Origin of the sequence: Nakamurella sp. (genome assembly GCF_048594475.1) — a bacterium.
Taxonomy (GTDB): domain Bacteria; phylum Actinomycetota; class Actinomycetes; order Mycobacteriales; family Nakamurellaceae; genus Nakamurella.
Map to the genome: position 1 here is coordinate 1 of NZ_JBMDXT010000279.1, position 12,983 is coordinate 12,983.

Consider the following 12,983-nt stretch of genomic DNA (forward strand, 5'->3'; position numbering starts at 1 on the left):
AGCAAGGCCCGCCCCCCGGGTACCGGCAGGGCCCACCGCCCGGGTACCAGGCCGGTCCCCCGCCGGGGTATCAGCCGCCGCCCGGCGCCCCGTCCGGACCGCCCCCCGGGTACCAGCAGGGCCCGCCCCCCGGCTACCAGCAGCCGGGCTACCCGCCGGCCGGGGCCTACGGTCCGCCGGGTGCCGCGCCCGGGTACCCCGGCGCCTACCCGCCGGCCGCCGGTGGCCCGAAGCCGTCCTTCGACATGTCGAAGATCAGCATCGCGGGCTGGGGCGTGCTGGGGGCGTCGCTGCTGACGCTCATCGCCAGCTTCTTCCCGTTCTGGTCGGTCACCGCGAGCGGCTTCATCGCCTTCACGGTCTCGCTGAACGGCTGGTCGCTGTGGTGGTGGCTGCCGGTCCTGCTGGCCGTCGCGGTCGGTGTGGTCTACGCGCTGCAGCTGTTCGGCGTGCTGAACCCGAACCAGGTCAAACCGGAATGGTTGGTCTACGGGGCGGCGGCCTCGTTCGTGCTGACACTCGGGGTGCTGATCCAGACGTTCATCTACGCCGGGACCGCCCTGGCCGGCGCCGACGGCATCTCGCACGGACCGTCGTTCGGCGTGTTCCTCGCGATCATCACGACCGCGGCGCTGACCTACTTCACGGCCCTGGCCGCCCAGTCGGCCGGTGCCAAGCTGCCGTTCAAGGTTCCCGGCCCGGCGTGACCGCCTGAGCACCGCGAAGGCCGCGACCCGGATCGGGTCGCGGCCTTCGTCGTTCCGGGCCGGGCCTCAGACGGTGATCCGCCGGATCGTGAGGTAGCCGCCCAGCCCGACGGCGGCGGCCACCACCGCGACCAGCAGGCTGGCCGCCACGATGTCGAGCTCGGCCAGGAACCGGCCGACCTGCGGCCAGGCCTGCCCCCAGGTCACCAGAAGGGCGGCGATCACCGCCACCAGGGTCAGCGCGGCCAGGAACACGACCATGCCGACCAGCCCGAACCGGCGGTAGACCAGCCCGCACCACAGCCCGAACAGGAACGCCGTGGCCAGCAGGACGACGTTGGTCAGCAGGACCTGGTACCAGGGTCCGTCGAGGATCCACGGCACCCGGAAGAAGTGCAGCCGCATCCACCAGCCGCCGGTCACCCCCTCCAGCCACCACAGCACGGTGAGCATGGCCCCGTAGGCGACGCACAGGCCCAGCACCAGAGCCAGGGTGCCGGCGTAGTAGGAGCGGCGGCTGACGCCGAGCGTCATCGCGAACGGCAGGAACTTGGTCGCCGCCTGCACGCCGATGACCAGCGTGAAGATGTAGATGGTCAGCAGGCCGCCGGTGTAGTCCCCGGACTCCTCGGTCGGCGGGAGGACGGCGAAAATGGCCACGTTCACGGCGAAGGTGAAGGCCAGCATCCCCCAGACGAGCCAGGTGTAGCCGAACCGGTCCACCAGGTGCAGCCGGGCGACGCGGCCGATGGTGGCGGCGCTCATGCGGGAATCCTCTCCATCGACCGGGGTCCCGCGGCGGACCCGACGGTGCGGACCACGTACTCCTGCAGCGAGACCGGCTCGATCTGCAGGTTCATCTCCCGGGCCCGGGCCAGGGCCAGGTCGTCCAGCGGTCCGGTGACGGTGGCGCTGGCCAGGGATCCGATGCCCTGCCGGCCGATCACCTCGCGCCGCCCGACGAAGTCCTCGACCGCGGCGGCGGGCCCGCTGACCGTCACGGCCCGGCCGCGCAGCCGGTCGGCCGGTTCGTCGACCACGATGCGGCCCGCGCTGATGACCACGACGTGCTCGAGGAGGTTGGCCACCTCGTCGATCAGGTGGGTGGACAGCAGGACGGTGCGCGGATGCTGCGCGTAGTCCTCCAGCAGCCGGTCGTAGAAGATCTGCCGGGCCACCGCGTCCAGCCCGAGGTACGGCTCGTCGAACAGGGTGATCTCCGCGCGGGAGGCCAACCCGATGACGATGCCCACCGCCGAGTGCAGGCCCCGCGAGAGCTTCTTGACCGGCCGCTTGAGTGGCAGGTTGAAGTCGTCGATCAGCCGGCCGGCGAGCTCGTGGTTCCAGTCGGGATAGAACCAGGACGCGGCCTCGATGACGCGCTTGACCTTGATGTCCGGGTAGACCTGGCTCTCCTTCACGAACGACATCCGGCGGAGCACGTCGTCGTGCTCGACCGGGTTGCGCCCGTGGACCAGGACGGTCCCGGCGGAGGCGAACTCCTGCGCCGTGATCACCCGCATCAGCGTGGACTTGCCGGCGCCGTTGCGGCCGAGCAGTCCGGTGATGGACCCCTGCGCGAACGCCACCGAGACGTCGTCCAGGGCGGTCACCCCGCGGTAGCGACGTGAGACGTGATCGACAACGACGGCCGGTGTCATGGCGTCTCCCCTTCCCCTGTCGAGAAACTCTTCATTTCCATGGTTTCCGGCGACTGCCGGACGAGGTCGACCAGCTCGTCGGTCGAGATGCCCAGCCGGCGGGCCTCGACCAGCAGCGGGTCGACGAACTGCTCGGCGAACTCCTTGCGGCGCAGCTGGATCAGGCGATCACGGGCTCCGGTGACCACGAACATGCCGACCCCGCGACGCTTCTCCAGCACCCCGTCGTCGACGAGCAGGTTGATGCCCTTGGCCGCGGTCGCCGGGTTGATCCGGTAGAACGCGGCGAACTCGTTGGTCGACGGCACCCGCGACCCCTCGGGCAGCGTGCCCTCGACGATGTCCGCCGACAGCCGCCGAGCGATCTGCAGGAACAGGGGCGTCCCCTCGTCCAGCACGGTCACCTCCTGGCTCGGCCAACCTCGGTGGTTCATTACTTGAGTAATGTACCCAGGCACCCACGACGAGTGCAAGCGCGATCCGGCGCCCGCTCCCGGGGGCGGTCGCGGTCGCCCTTCCGCCCCGGTGCCGGCCCGGCCCGCCGCGGTCGGCCGGCCGTCAGCCGGCCGTCACCCGGCCGCCGTGAGCACCTCGATCAACGCCGACTCCACGGCCCGGGGCAGGCCCAGCGCATGCAACCGGCCGAGCCGGTGCCCGGCCGACTCGGCCGCGGTGACGGCCCGCCAGGCGACGAGCTTGAGCTCGTGCTCGAGGTGGGCCAGGTCCAACCGGTGGAACAGCTCCGCGGCGTCGTCGGGCGCGGGCCCGGCTCCCGGGGTGACGTCGGCCCGTTCGGTCGCCGCGGCGGTCACCACCACGCCGGGCGGGCCGCCGGGGACCGTCGCCGACCAGCTCCGACGCGCCGGCACGACCCCCACCGCGCCGGCGGCCGGCCCGACGGTCAGCGTCCGGCTCGCGTCGTCCCAGCGGAGCGGGGTGGTGACGACCGCGCCGTGCCCGTCGTCCTCGATCAGGTCGAACGCACCGTCCGCACCGGGCACGACGAGGATCTCCAGGGCGTCGGGCACGACCGGGTCGTTGCCCGGCACCGCGGCGGCGTCCAGCGGGACGATCGCCCCGGCCCGGGCCAGCACCGGGATGTCGGCGAGTTCCCGGTGCAGCGCGAGCTGCCGGTCCCCGGCATAGCGGCGGCCGGTGCGGATGTCGGTCCAGTCGCCCGGCGGCAGCCACGCGGTGACGGATCCGAGGCGGCTGACCGGGTCGGCCGGAGAGACGATCGGGGCGACGAGCAGCTCCGAGCCGAACAGGTACTGGTTCGGCACCCGGTACGCCTCGTCCCGATCCGGATGCGCCCAGTACATCGGCCGGACCAACGGGGTGCCCTGCGCGGCCGCGTGATTCATGGTGTGCAGGTACGGCACGAGCCGGTGCCGCAGGCGCAGGTAGGTGGTCAGCACGGCCCGGGTGGCCGGTTCGAGGGTCCACGGTTCCTTGTGGATGAACGGGTTCGACCCCGAGTGCAGCCGCATGATGGGTGAGAACGCCCCGAACTGGACCCATCTCGCGGTCAGCTCGTCGTCCTTGACGCCGAACATGTGGCCGCCGATGTCGTGGCTCCACCAGCCGTAGCCGATATTGGCCGCGGTCGCGGTGAATTCGGGCTGGAAGGCCAGGGACGCCCAGCTGATCACCGCGTCGCCGGAGAACCCGACCGGATACCGGTGGCTGCCCGGCCCGGCGTACCGGGAGAAGGTGAGCCCGGCGCCGGCCCGCACGCTGTCCTGGAAGTGGAAGTGGTTGAGCATCCAGAGCGGATCGACGCCCGGGACCCGCGAGTGCGGGCCGGATTGCCAGTCCACCCACCAGAAGTCGACGCCCTGCCGCTCCAGGTCACGATGCAGCACCTCGAAATAGGCGGCCAGGAAATCCCGGTCGGTGACGTCGAACGCGATCGGGCTCCCGGACGTCGCATCCCGCCCGAGGGCGGCGGCCAGCGCCGGATAGGCCTGTTCGAACGCTCGAACGCCGTCGGCCGGGTGCACGTTGAGCGTGACCCGCAGGCCGTTGGCGTGCAACCAGGCCAGGAACGCCTCGGGGTCGGGGAACAGGTCCCGGTTCCAGGTGTATCCCGTCCAGCCGGAGCCGTGCGCGGGGTCGATGTCGACCAGGTGCCAGTCCATGTCGATGACGCTGACCGAGAACGGCAGGCCCTCGGCCCGGAACCGCTCGATCAGCTCCCGGTACCCGTCGGCGGTGTAGCGGTGGTAGCGGCTCCACCAGTTGCCCAGCGCCCAGCGGGGCACCAGCGGCGGATGACCGCTCACGGCGTAGAACGCCCGGACCGCCGCGGCGTGGTCGTGGCCGTAGGCGAACAGGTACAGGTCGGTGCGGCCGGGTGGCCGCGGCGACACCCAGCCGTCGGCGTCGAGCAGCAAGGTCCGGGAATCGTCGAGCAGCGCGTACCCGACCCGGGACACCACGCCGGGCTCGAGCGTGATGCGCCCGTCGGCCAGGTCCAGCGTGCGGGCGGTGCCGCCGAGGTCGGCGGCGGGTTCGCCGTAGCGCCACACCGAGTGGTAGCTGCTGACGTTGCCGCGGACCTGGACGGACAGGCCGCTGGTGCGAAACGGCCCGCGGTCGTAGGTCAGGTGCAGGCGGTCGGTGACGATCTCCAGCGCGTGCTCCCGGTCCTGCACCGTGAACGCCGGCACCGGCAGGTCCCGGTGGAGCGCGAAGGCCGATGCCCGGTCCTCGACCCCGCCGTCGGGCGCGTACTCCAGCCGCAGCAGGCCGTCGGTGAGCACGGTGATCCGGTAGTGATCACCGCGGACGACCGCCCGCGGATCGGCCACGGGACGGGCGGCGAGCGGTTCGGGCAACTGGTGGTCGGGCACCGGGCCATCCTGCCCGGCCGGCCCGCGGCCGTCCGGCCAGGCATCCGGACCGGTCGGCGGTCGGTCGCTCGCCGGCCCATCCGACCCGGCCCGTCCGTCCCCCGTCGGGGATACGTCACGGCCCGGTCTCTGCCCCGGGTCGGACATCCGGCGGAGCGACAGCGGGCCGCGGTCCGATCTTCGGTCCCCGTTCGGGTGATCCGGTGTGCACCACTCGGGATGGCGGGGTTGACTGTCAGTGAGCCAGGGGGAAGGGGGCACGGTGTGCTGAGGCGGGACGAGTTCATCGGGCCGGCGGTGCGCGACCCGCGCGAGGTGGAGCGCCCGCGCCTGTCGGAGGGGCAGCTCGACGAGTGCCTGAGCGTGTCCACGGGTATCGACGGGCTGCTGGTGACCGCGGCGCCGTGGTTGACGCCGGCGGAGATCCGGGCCCTGCAGGCCGCCCGTGACGTCCTGAACGGGCTGGCGTCGCCCCGGCCGGAGGCCACCGGCGACGCGGGCCGGGCCCCGGACCTGATCTACGCGCACGGCGAGTAGTCGCCGCCGGTTCGATCCCTCGCCCGGGCGCCGGGAGGCTGCGCTCAGCCGGTCGGGATCGGGGCGGCGACCTCGGCACCGTCCCGGTCCCCCTGGTGCCGGAACTGGGTGCGGTACAGCTCGGCGTACAGGCCGCCCTGCGCGATGAGCTCGTCGTGGGTGCCGGACTGGACGACGCGCCCGCCGTCGACCACGACGATCCGGTCGGCGCTGCGAATGGTCGACAGCCGGTGCGCGATGACCAGGGAGGTCCGGCCGCGCAGCGCCTCGGCCAGGGCCCGCTGGACCGCGACCTCCGACTCGGAGTCCAGGTGGGCGGTGGCCTCGTCCAGGATGACCACGGCCGGCGCCTTGAGCAGCACCCGGGCGATCGCCAGCCGCTGCTTCTCCCCGCCCGAGAGCCGGTGCCCGCGATCACCGACCACCGTGTCCAGACCCTGCGGCAGCCGGTCCACCAGGTCGAGGATCTGCGCCGCGCGCAGGGCCGCGATCAGCTCCGCCTCGGTGGCGTCCGGGCGGGCGTAGAGCAGGTTGGCGCGGATCGTGTCGTGGAACAGGTGCGCGTCCTGGGCGACGACGCCGATCGCGTCCCGCAGCGACTGCAGGGTGACGTCCCGGACGTCGTGCCCGCCGACCAGGACGGCGCCGGAGTCCACGTCGTAGATGCGCGGCACCAGCTGGGAGATGGTCGTCTTGCCGGCCCCCGACGGGCCCACCAGCGCGACCAGTTCGCCGGCCCGGGCGGTGAAGCTCACGCCGTGCAGGACCGGGTGGCGCGGGCTGTGGTCGTTGACGGCCACGTCCTCGAGGGAGGCCAGGGACACCTCGTCGGCGCCGGGGTAGGCGAAGTGCACGTCACGGAACTCGATCGCCTGGTCCCCCGCCGGCAGCTCCGCGGCATCCGGCTTCTCGGTGATCAGCGGCTTGAGGTCGAGCACCTCGAAGACGCGCTCGAACGAGACCAGGGCGCTCATCACGTCCACCCGCACGTTCGACAGGGCCATCAACGGGCCGTACAGGCGGCTCAGCAGCAGGGCCAGCGAGACGACCGCGCCCGGCTCCATCGCGCCGTTGAGGGCGAGCGTGCCGCCCAGCCCGTAGGTCAGGGCGGTGGCCAGCGCGGCGACCAGGGTCAGCCCGACGATGAAGATGCGCCCGTACATCGCGGTGGTGATGCCGATGTCGCGCACCCGCCCGGCCCGGTCGCGGAACGACTGCACCTCGACCGTCGGCCGGCCGAAGAGCGCGACCAGCAGCGCCCCCGAGACGTTGAACCGCTCGGTGGTGGTCGTGTTCATCGAGGCGTTGAGGTTGTAGCTCTCCCGGGTCAGCTGCTGCAGCTTGCGCCCGAACCGTCGGGCCGGCAGCACGAAGATCGGCAGCAGCAGCAGGGAGATCAGGGTGACCTGCCACGACAGGGTGAACATCACCGCGGCGGTCAGGGCGAGCCCGATCACGTTGGCCACCACCCCGGACAGGGTCGTGGTGAACGCCTGCTGGGCGCCGATGACGTCGTTGTTGAGCCGGCTGACCAGGGCGCCGGTCTGGGTGCGGGTGAAGAAGGCCAGCGACATCCGCTGGACGTGCTCGAACACCTTGGTCCGCATGTCGAAGATCAGGCCCTCGCCGATCCGCGCCGAGTACCAACGGGTGCCCAGCGAAATCAACGCGTCCAGCACGGCCAGGGCGCCGATCACCAGCGCGATCGTCACCACCGCTCGCACGGTGCCGTTGGCGCTGATCTGGTTGACCACCTGGCCGGCCAGCAGCGGGGTCAGCACGCCGATCACCGAGGAGATCACGGTCAGGATCAGGAAGATCACCAGATCGCGACGGAACGGCCGCGCGAACGACACCACCCGGCGCAGGGTGCCCTTGGCCAGCTTGTGGTCGACCACGGAACTGTCCTGGTGCATCGTGCGCCACGCGCTGGCGCCGGACATCCGGCCACCGGGTCTGGTCATGAACACTCTCCGGACGCTCGCACTGATCGTTCAAGTGGGTACAACTGTGCCGCGACACCGTGGCCATCCGGCGACGGTTGCGCCGACGGCGAACGGAGGGGCACGTTGAGCACACCGATTTCCGATGACCTGATGCAGTCGATGCTGGCCGCCAGCCAGGAGTACACCGTGGTGGTGCTGTACGCCGGGTCCGCGTACGGGGGGCCGGACACCGAGGCCACCGTCTGGGAGCACGGCCGGCGGAACTTCTCGCTCCGGGCCGACGGCCGGATGCCGGTCGTGGTCCCGGTCATGGACGACTCCCCGATCTGCGGAGTGGCGGTCATGACGGTGAGCCTGGACGACGCGATCGCCCTGATGGAGGAGGATCCCGGTGTGCGCGCCGGCGTCTTCTCCTATTCGGTCCATCCGGGCCGCAGCTTCCCGGGCGACGCTCTGCCGGGCGCCGCGACCCCGCCGTGACCGGGCCCGACATGCTGCGGCTGGCCGACGGCCGGACTCTGGGCCATCGCAGCTTCGGGGCCGCCGACGGCCCCGTCGTGGTCAACTGCCACGGCGGCCTGGTCTGCGGCTTGGACGTCGCGCCGTTCGACGCCGTCGCCCGCGACCTGGGCCTGCGCATCGTCTCCCCCGACCGGCCGGGCCTGGGCGCCTCGACCCCGGCGCCGGGCCGGACCACCGCCGACTGGGCGGCCGACGTCGGCGAGCTGCTGGACGCCGTCGGCGCGGACCGCGCGTTCGTGCTCGGGTGGTCGATGGGCGGCCAGTACGCGCTAGCGTGCGCGGCGCGGCTGCCGGACCGGATCGCCGGCACCGCCGTCGTCGCCGGCTGCCGCCCCCTGGACGACGAGGGCACCTTCCGCGAGCTCAACGCGATGGACCGCCGGCTGACCCTGCTCGCCCGGCACCACCCGCACGTCGCGGCGACCACCTTTCGCGCGCTCGGCGGCATCGCCCGGCACACCCCGGCCGCCTGGGCCCACCTGACGCTGCGGGCCGCGCAACCCACCGAGGCGTCCACCCTGGAGGCGCTGCCCGATCCGGGCATCGCCTCGGCCGCGGCCACCGCCCTGGAGGGCGGGGACGGCATGGTCGAGGAGTACCGGGCGTGGGCCCGGCCCTGGGGTTTCGATCCGGCCGACGTCACCGGGCCCGTCACCTTCTGGCACGGCGACGCCGACGACCTCGTCCCCCCGGCCTGGAGCGCCACCCTGGCGCAGGCCGTCCCCCGGGGCTGCCTGGCCGCGGTGGCGGGGGCCGGGCACTTCCTGGGTTACACCCACACCGAAGAGATCCTCCGGGAGCTCACCGGCGTCACCGGGTAGGGCCGGTCCGCCTGCTCGGGGCAGCGCCGCCGAGTCGGCGGCGCTGGTACTCCAGCAGGGCCACCGTCGACGCCGCGCTCTCGTCCTCGACCGGCGCGAAGCGTATGACGGCGATGCGGCGGCCGGAGGTCAGGTGCACGTCCACCCCGCGGCGGCCGCGAACCGCGAACCGGTCGATCTCGGACCAGGTCGCACGCACCCGGCGTCCCCGACCGGTGCGCAGGTCCACCCCGGTCGCACCCACCACGATGCGGCTCCGCCGCGCGAGCACGAACTGCACGATCAGCCCCACGAAGGCAATGGCGGCGGCCAGCCTGATCCACCCCGGGGCACGGCCGAGGAACAGGTTGATGCTCGTCACAACCAGCAGTGGGGCCGTGGCCAGGAGGTTCCGCCACCAGGCCGGATTGCGCAGCACGACGATCTCGTCGTCCGCCTCCGCCCCCATGCCGCGGCGGGTACCCGGCCGGTGGCCCGCTCAATCGGCCGGGCCGATCGCTGGCGTCCGCGTCCGGCCGCCGGCGGTCCCGGCTCAGCCCGCGGGGATCTCGAACGTCGCGCGCTGGTCGGCCGGCACGAGGTCCTGGTAGTCGGCGTGCCGCTGGATGTACCGCTTGACGAAGGGGCAGTACGGCAGCACCGCAATGCCGCGGCTGCGCATCTCGTCGAGGGTGTCCTGGATGAGCCGGGAGGCCAGCCCGCGCCCGCCGAACTCGTCCCCGATCTCGGTGTGCACGAACGCGAAGGCGTCCCCGCGGGGGCGGTACTCGGTGAACCCGGCCAGCGTGTCACCGACCCGGATCTCGAACCGCGCGAGCTCGGGGTTGTCGGTGACGGTGATCGGGGCGTCGTCTGGGGTGGTCATGGCGAGATCCTTCCGGTCCGGGGCAGTCGATCAGGTGGTCAGGCCGAGCCGACCCATTCGTCGGTGCCGTCGGTGAACACCTGACGTTTCCACACCGGCAGCCGCCGCTTGACCTCGTCGACCAGGTCGGTGCACGCGGCGAACGCCTCCCGGCGGTGCGCCGCGGAGGCCGCCGCGGTCAGCGCGATGTCGCCGACCCGGAGCAGGCCGACCCGGTGCGAGACAGCGACCGCGATCACCCCCGGCCGGGCGGCGATCTCGGCCGCGACCTGCGCCACGACGGCCGCCGCGGTCGGGTGCTCGGAGTAGTCCAGCTCGGTCACGTCGCGCCCGTGATCGTGGTCGCGGACCACCCCGGAGAACGAGACCGTCGCGCCGGCGGCCGGATCCTGCACCGCGGCATAGTGTTCGGCCGGGTCGAGCGGGTCGCTGGTCACCCGGGTCAGCCCCACCCGCCCGGCCGACGGGCCGGGCCCGGCACCGCGGCCGGTCGCGGTCATCGGTGGTCACCGCCCCGGATCTGGTCCAGCGCGTGGTCCAGGACGCGGTCGAGCACGGCCAGCCCGTCACGGACGCCGCCCGTCGACCCGGGCAGGTTGACGATCAGGGTCGACCCGGCGACGCCGGCCAGCCCGCGGGAGAGCACGGCCGTCGGGACCCGCTCGCTGCCCTCGGCCCGGATCGCCGCGGCCAGGCCGGGGATCTGCAGGTCGAGCAGCGGGGCCGTCTCCTCCGGGGTCACGTCGGTCGGCGAGATGCCGGTGCCCCCGGAGGTGAGGACCAGGTCGGCCCCGACCGCCTCCTGCAGGGCGGCCCCCACGTCCGGCCCGTCGGCCACCACCACGGGTCCGGTCACGGTGAAATCCCTCTCTTGTAGCCATGTTTGGATCAGCGGGCCGGTCCGGTCCGGGTACACCCCGGCAGCCGCCCGGGAGGAGGCGATGATCACCACCGCGGTGCGCGTCATCGCCGGTCCTCCGGGCGGGTCCAGCTGCCCGTCTTGCCGCCCTCCTTGCGCTCGACCCGCACCGCGTCCAGGACGGCGGCCGGATCGACGGCCTTGACCATGTCGTGCAGGGTCAGGCCGGCCACGGCGACCGCGGTCAGCGCCTCCATCTCGACCCCGGTGCGGTCGGCGGTGCGGACCGTCGCGGCGATCCGCACCTCGTCCGCACCGACCTCCAGCTCGACGGCGACCCCGGAGATCGCGATCGGATGGCACAGCGGCACCAGGTCCGGGGTGCGCTTGGCCGCCATGATCCCGGCGATCCGGGCGGTGGCCAGGGCGTCACCCTTGGGCAGGGCGCTGCTGCGCAGCAGCTCGGCGACCTCGACGGTGGTGCGCAGCACACCGGTCGCCCGCGCCTCGCGCACCGAGGCGGTCTTGCCCGACACGTCGACCATCCGGGCGGCTCCGGTGGCGTCGACGTGGGTGAGGGACGCCGGGGCTGCGGCCGGCTGCGGGGGCGTGGACACGCCCGCGATGGTAACGGGGCCCGACCCGACGCCCACCGCCCGAACGGCCCAGGAGCGCCGGGGCCGGCGACCCGACCCGCGCGCCCGCCGGACCCTGTGGTGGTCAGGCCGCGGGCCCGACCCGGGACCGCGCGCAACACCCCCGGCGCACCAGCGAGGTGGGCACGACGGTCTGGCGCGGCAGCCGCTTGTCCGGGTTGTCGATCCGTTGGAACAGCCGGGCCGCGGCCAGCCGGCCGAGCTCGGCCGGATCCTGCTCGACGACGGTGACCGGTGGCGACAACGCGTCGGCCATCTCGAAGTCGCCGAACCCGACCTGGACGATGTCGGTGCGGCCGGCGGCCTGCAGCTGCCGGACGACCCGCATGGAGCAGTCGGGCGTGGCCGAGAAGATGGCGGTCGGCGGCGCGGACAGGTTGAGCAGCCGCGGCACCACCGGCACCTGGTGCGCGTTCCAGGCGACCAGGAACGGGTCGAGCCCGACACCCCCGTCGAACAGGGTCAGCTCGTACGCCGTGCGCCGGCGGGCCGTGGTCGGCACCGCGGGACCGTCGCCGGCGAAGGCGATCCGGCGGTGACCGTGGTCCAGCAGGTGGTTGATCCCCAACCGGGTTCCGCCGGTGTCGTCGTGTGCCACGAACGAGGCGGTCAGCTTGCGCGGCCGGCGGTCGACGAACACCATCGACGTCCGTTCCCGCCAGGGCTTGAGGTAGGACTGGTCGTCGGAGATCGGGGCGACCAGCAGGCCGACGACGTTGCGGCTGAGCAACGACTCGACCAGGGGCTGCTCCGCCGCCGGGTCATCCCCCAGGCAGGTCAGGTACATGGCGACGCCGCGCTCGCGCGCCATCCGTTCCACCGACTCAACGACCCGGCCGAAGAAGCCGTTGAGGATGGGCACCGCCACCCCGATCGCGCTGTCCTGACCGGCCCGGAAGCTGCGAGCCATCACGTTCGGCACGTACTGCAGCTCCTCGACCGCCTGGAGCACCCGGGTCCGCACGTCGTCGGACACGTACCGGTCGTTGTTCATCACCCGGGACACGGTCTTGGCGCTCACCCCGGCCACCCGAGCGACGTCCCGCATCGTGCTCATCGCGGTGCCTCCCGCTGCCGCCCGCCTGCATCACCTCATCGACGGCCGCCGTTGCGGCCGTCGCCTCCCGGCCAGTATGTCACCGATGACAGGACTCGCTCTGTCACCGGTGACAGAAAGTTGGAGAAATTTCTCTGTCACCGGTGACATACCCCGGTCGGATGCCCTACAGTTCTGTGCAGTCCGGACCTCGGTCACCCCAGGCTTCCGCCCCGGGTCGGGTCCCGACCACGTAGATCTGCTTGTCGAATGCCCAACCGGGAACCCCGGGAGTGGGCCATGCCGGCATGCCCGCGGGCCGCTGTCGACCCGCCCTGACCCAAGGAAGGGGATCAGAAATGAGTACCGAAGCGGCTCCCGCCAGCAAGACCAGTAGTAGTCGGGTGGCGGTGCAGAAGTTCGGGACGTTCCTGTCCGGGATGATCATGCCGAATATCGCGGCGTTCATCGCGTGGGGTTTCATCACGGCGTTGTTCATCGAGAAGGGGCCGTTCCCG

Annotated in this window: 14 protein-coding genes and 2 pseudogenes; 5 read left to right on the forward strand and 11 right to left on the reverse strand. The window is 72.6% G+C overall.

What is annotated here, in order from left to right; translation table 11 throughout:
• Positions 1–707 (forward strand): annotated as a pseudogene (locus ACOJUF_RS12940) (hypothetical protein); the annotation flags it as partial.
• A 66-nt stretch (positions 708–773) separates the two neighbouring features.
• On the opposite strand, the gene ACOJUF_RS12945 reads toward ACOJUF_RS12940, so the two are convergent.
• From ACOJUF_RS12945 to ACOJUF_RS12960, 4 genes are all read right to left on the reverse strand, one after another.
• Complete coding sequence (locus ACOJUF_RS12945) at positions 774–1,472, reverse strand: ABC transporter permease (protein ID WP_420122254.1); 699 nt, start codon at positions 1,470–1,472, stop codon at positions 774–776.
• Complete coding sequence (locus ACOJUF_RS12950; protein ID WP_420122255.1) at positions 1,469–2,368, reverse strand: ABC transporter ATP-binding protein; 900 nt, start codon at positions 2,366–2,368, stop codon at positions 1,469–1,471. The genes ACOJUF_RS12945 and ACOJUF_RS12950 overlap by 4 nt, the downstream gene beginning before the upstream one ends.
• A complete protein-coding gene (locus ACOJUF_RS12955; protein WP_420122266.1) occupies positions 2,365–2,766 on the reverse strand; it encodes a GntR family transcriptional regulator in 402 nt (133 codons plus the stop codon). Before ACOJUF_RS12955 ends, ACOJUF_RS12950 begins: the two co-directional genes overlap by 4 nt.
• Positions 2,767–2,937: 171 nt before the next feature.
• Complete coding sequence (locus tag ACOJUF_RS12960) at positions 2,938–5,223, reverse strand: TIM-barrel domain-containing protein (RefSeq protein WP_420122256.1); 2,286 nt, start codon at positions 5,221–5,223, stop codon at positions 2,938–2,940.
• A gap of 264 nt (positions 5,224–5,487) precedes the next feature.
• Between ACOJUF_RS12960 and ACOJUF_RS12965 the strand changes: the two genes are divergently transcribed.
• Positions 5,488–5,760 carry a hypothetical protein gene (locus tag ACOJUF_RS12965; protein ID WP_420122257.1) on the forward strand — a complete coding sequence of 91 codons (273 nt, stop codon included), beginning with the start codon at positions 5,488–5,490 and terminating at the stop codon, positions 5,758–5,760.
• A 44-nt stretch (positions 5,761–5,804) separates the two neighbouring features.
• Here the strand turns inward: ACOJUF_RS12965 and ACOJUF_RS12970 are convergent, their stop codons facing one another.
• Positions 5,805–7,724, reverse strand: coding sequence for an ABC transporter ATP-binding protein (locus tag ACOJUF_RS12970; RefSeq protein WP_420122258.1), 1,920 nt, complete (start codon positions 7,722–7,724; stop codon positions 5,805–5,807).
• Positions 7,725–7,829: 105 nt separating this feature from the next.
• Between ACOJUF_RS12970 and ACOJUF_RS12975 the strand changes: the two genes are divergently transcribed.
• A complete protein-coding gene (locus tag ACOJUF_RS12975) occupies positions 7,830–8,186 on the forward strand; it encodes a hypothetical protein (protein WP_420122259.1) in 357 nt (118 codons plus the stop codon).
• Positions 8,183–9,049 carry an alpha/beta fold hydrolase gene (locus ACOJUF_RS12980; RefSeq protein WP_420122260.1) on the forward strand — a complete coding sequence of 289 codons (867 nt, stop codon included), beginning with the start codon at positions 8,183–8,185 and terminating at the stop codon, positions 9,047–9,049. Before ACOJUF_RS12975 ends, ACOJUF_RS12980 begins: the two co-directional genes overlap by 4 nt.
• On the opposite strand, the gene ACOJUF_RS12985 is transcribed toward ACOJUF_RS12980, so the two are convergent.
• From ACOJUF_RS12985 to ACOJUF_RS13010, 6 genes are all read right to left on the reverse strand, one after another.
• Positions 9,039–9,497 (reverse strand): hypothetical protein, encoded by a 459-nt coding sequence (locus tag ACOJUF_RS12985; RefSeq protein WP_420122261.1) that lies wholly within the window; start codon positions 9,495–9,497, stop codon positions 9,039–9,041. The two genes, ACOJUF_RS12980 and ACOJUF_RS12985, sit on opposite strands and share 11 nt — an antisense overlap.
• An 84-nt stretch (positions 9,498–9,581) precedes the next feature.
• Positions 9,582–9,914 carry a GNAT family N-acetyltransferase gene (locus ACOJUF_RS12990; RefSeq protein ID WP_420122262.1) on the reverse strand — a complete coding sequence of 111 codons (333 nt, stop codon included), beginning with the start codon at positions 9,912–9,914 and terminating at the stop codon, positions 9,582–9,584.
• A 38-nt stretch (positions 9,915–9,952) separates the two neighbouring features.
• Complete coding sequence (locus ACOJUF_RS12995) at positions 9,953–10,414, reverse strand: molybdenum cofactor biosynthesis protein MoaE (protein WP_420122263.1); 462 nt, start codon at positions 10,412–10,414, stop codon at positions 9,953–9,955.
• Positions 10,411–10,881 carry a MogA/MoaB family molybdenum cofactor biosynthesis protein gene (locus ACOJUF_RS13000; protein ID WP_420122264.1) on the reverse strand — a complete coding sequence of 157 codons (471 nt, stop codon included), beginning with the start codon at positions 10,879–10,881 and terminating at the stop codon, positions 10,411–10,413. The genes ACOJUF_RS12995 and ACOJUF_RS13000 overlap by 4 nt, the downstream gene beginning before the upstream one ends.
• Entirely contained in the window at positions 10,878–11,318 is a 441-nt protein-coding gene (gene moaC, locus ACOJUF_RS13005; protein ID WP_420122267.1) for a cyclic pyranopterin monophosphate synthase MoaC, read from the reverse strand. The genes ACOJUF_RS13000 and moaC overlap by 4 nt, the downstream gene beginning before the upstream one ends.
• 175 nt (positions 11,319–11,493) lie before the next feature.
• Positions 11,494–12,486, reverse strand: a complete 993-nt coding sequence (locus ACOJUF_RS13010) for a LacI family DNA-binding transcriptional regulator (protein ID WP_420122265.1) — start codon at positions 12,484–12,486, stop codon at positions 11,494–11,496.
• 338 nt (positions 12,487–12,824) lie between these two features.
• Between ACOJUF_RS13010 and ACOJUF_RS13015 the strand changes: the two are divergent.
• A pseudogene (locus ACOJUF_RS13015) lies at positions 12,825–12,983 on the forward strand (PTS mannitol transporter subunit IIB); the annotation flags it as partial.

Excerpts from the sequence above, each read along its gene's own strand:
- ACOJUF_RS12945 (WP_420122254.1), bottom strand. The coding sequence starts at position 1,472 with ATGAGCGCCGCCACCATCGGCCGCGTCGCCCGGCTGCACCTGGTGGAC.
- ACOJUF_RS12950 (WP_420122255.1), bottom strand. The coding sequence starts at position 2,368 with ATGACACCGGCCGTCGTTGTCGATCACGTCTCACGTCGCTACCGCGGG.
- ACOJUF_RS12970 (WP_420122258.1), bottom strand. The coding sequence starts at position 7,724 with ATGACCAGACCCGGTGGCCGGATGTCCGGCGCCAGCGCGTGGCGCACG.
- ACOJUF_RS12985 (WP_420122261.1), bottom strand. The coding sequence starts at position 9,497 with ATGGGGGCGGAGGCGGACGACGAGATCGTCGTGCTGCGCAATCCGGCC.
- ACOJUF_RS12990 (WP_420122262.1), bottom strand. The coding sequence starts at position 9,914 with ATGACCACCCCAGACGACGCCCCGATCACCGTCACCGACAACCCCGAG.
- ACOJUF_RS12995 (WP_420122263.1), bottom strand. The coding sequence starts at position 10,414 with ATGACCGCGACCGGCCGCGGTGCCGGGCCCGGCCCGTCGGCCGGGCGG.
- ACOJUF_RS13000 (WP_420122264.1), bottom strand. The coding sequence starts at position 10,881 with ATGACGCGCACCGCGGTGGTGATCATCGCCTCCTCCCGGGCGGCTGCC.
- moaC (WP_420122267.1), bottom strand. The coding sequence starts at position 11,318 with ATGGTCGACGTGTCGGGCAAGACCGCCTCGGTGCGCGAGGCGCGGGCG.
- ACOJUF_RS13010 (WP_420122265.1), bottom strand. The coding sequence starts at position 12,486 with ATGAGCACGATGCGGGACGTCGCTCGGGTGGCCGGGGTGAGCGCCAAG.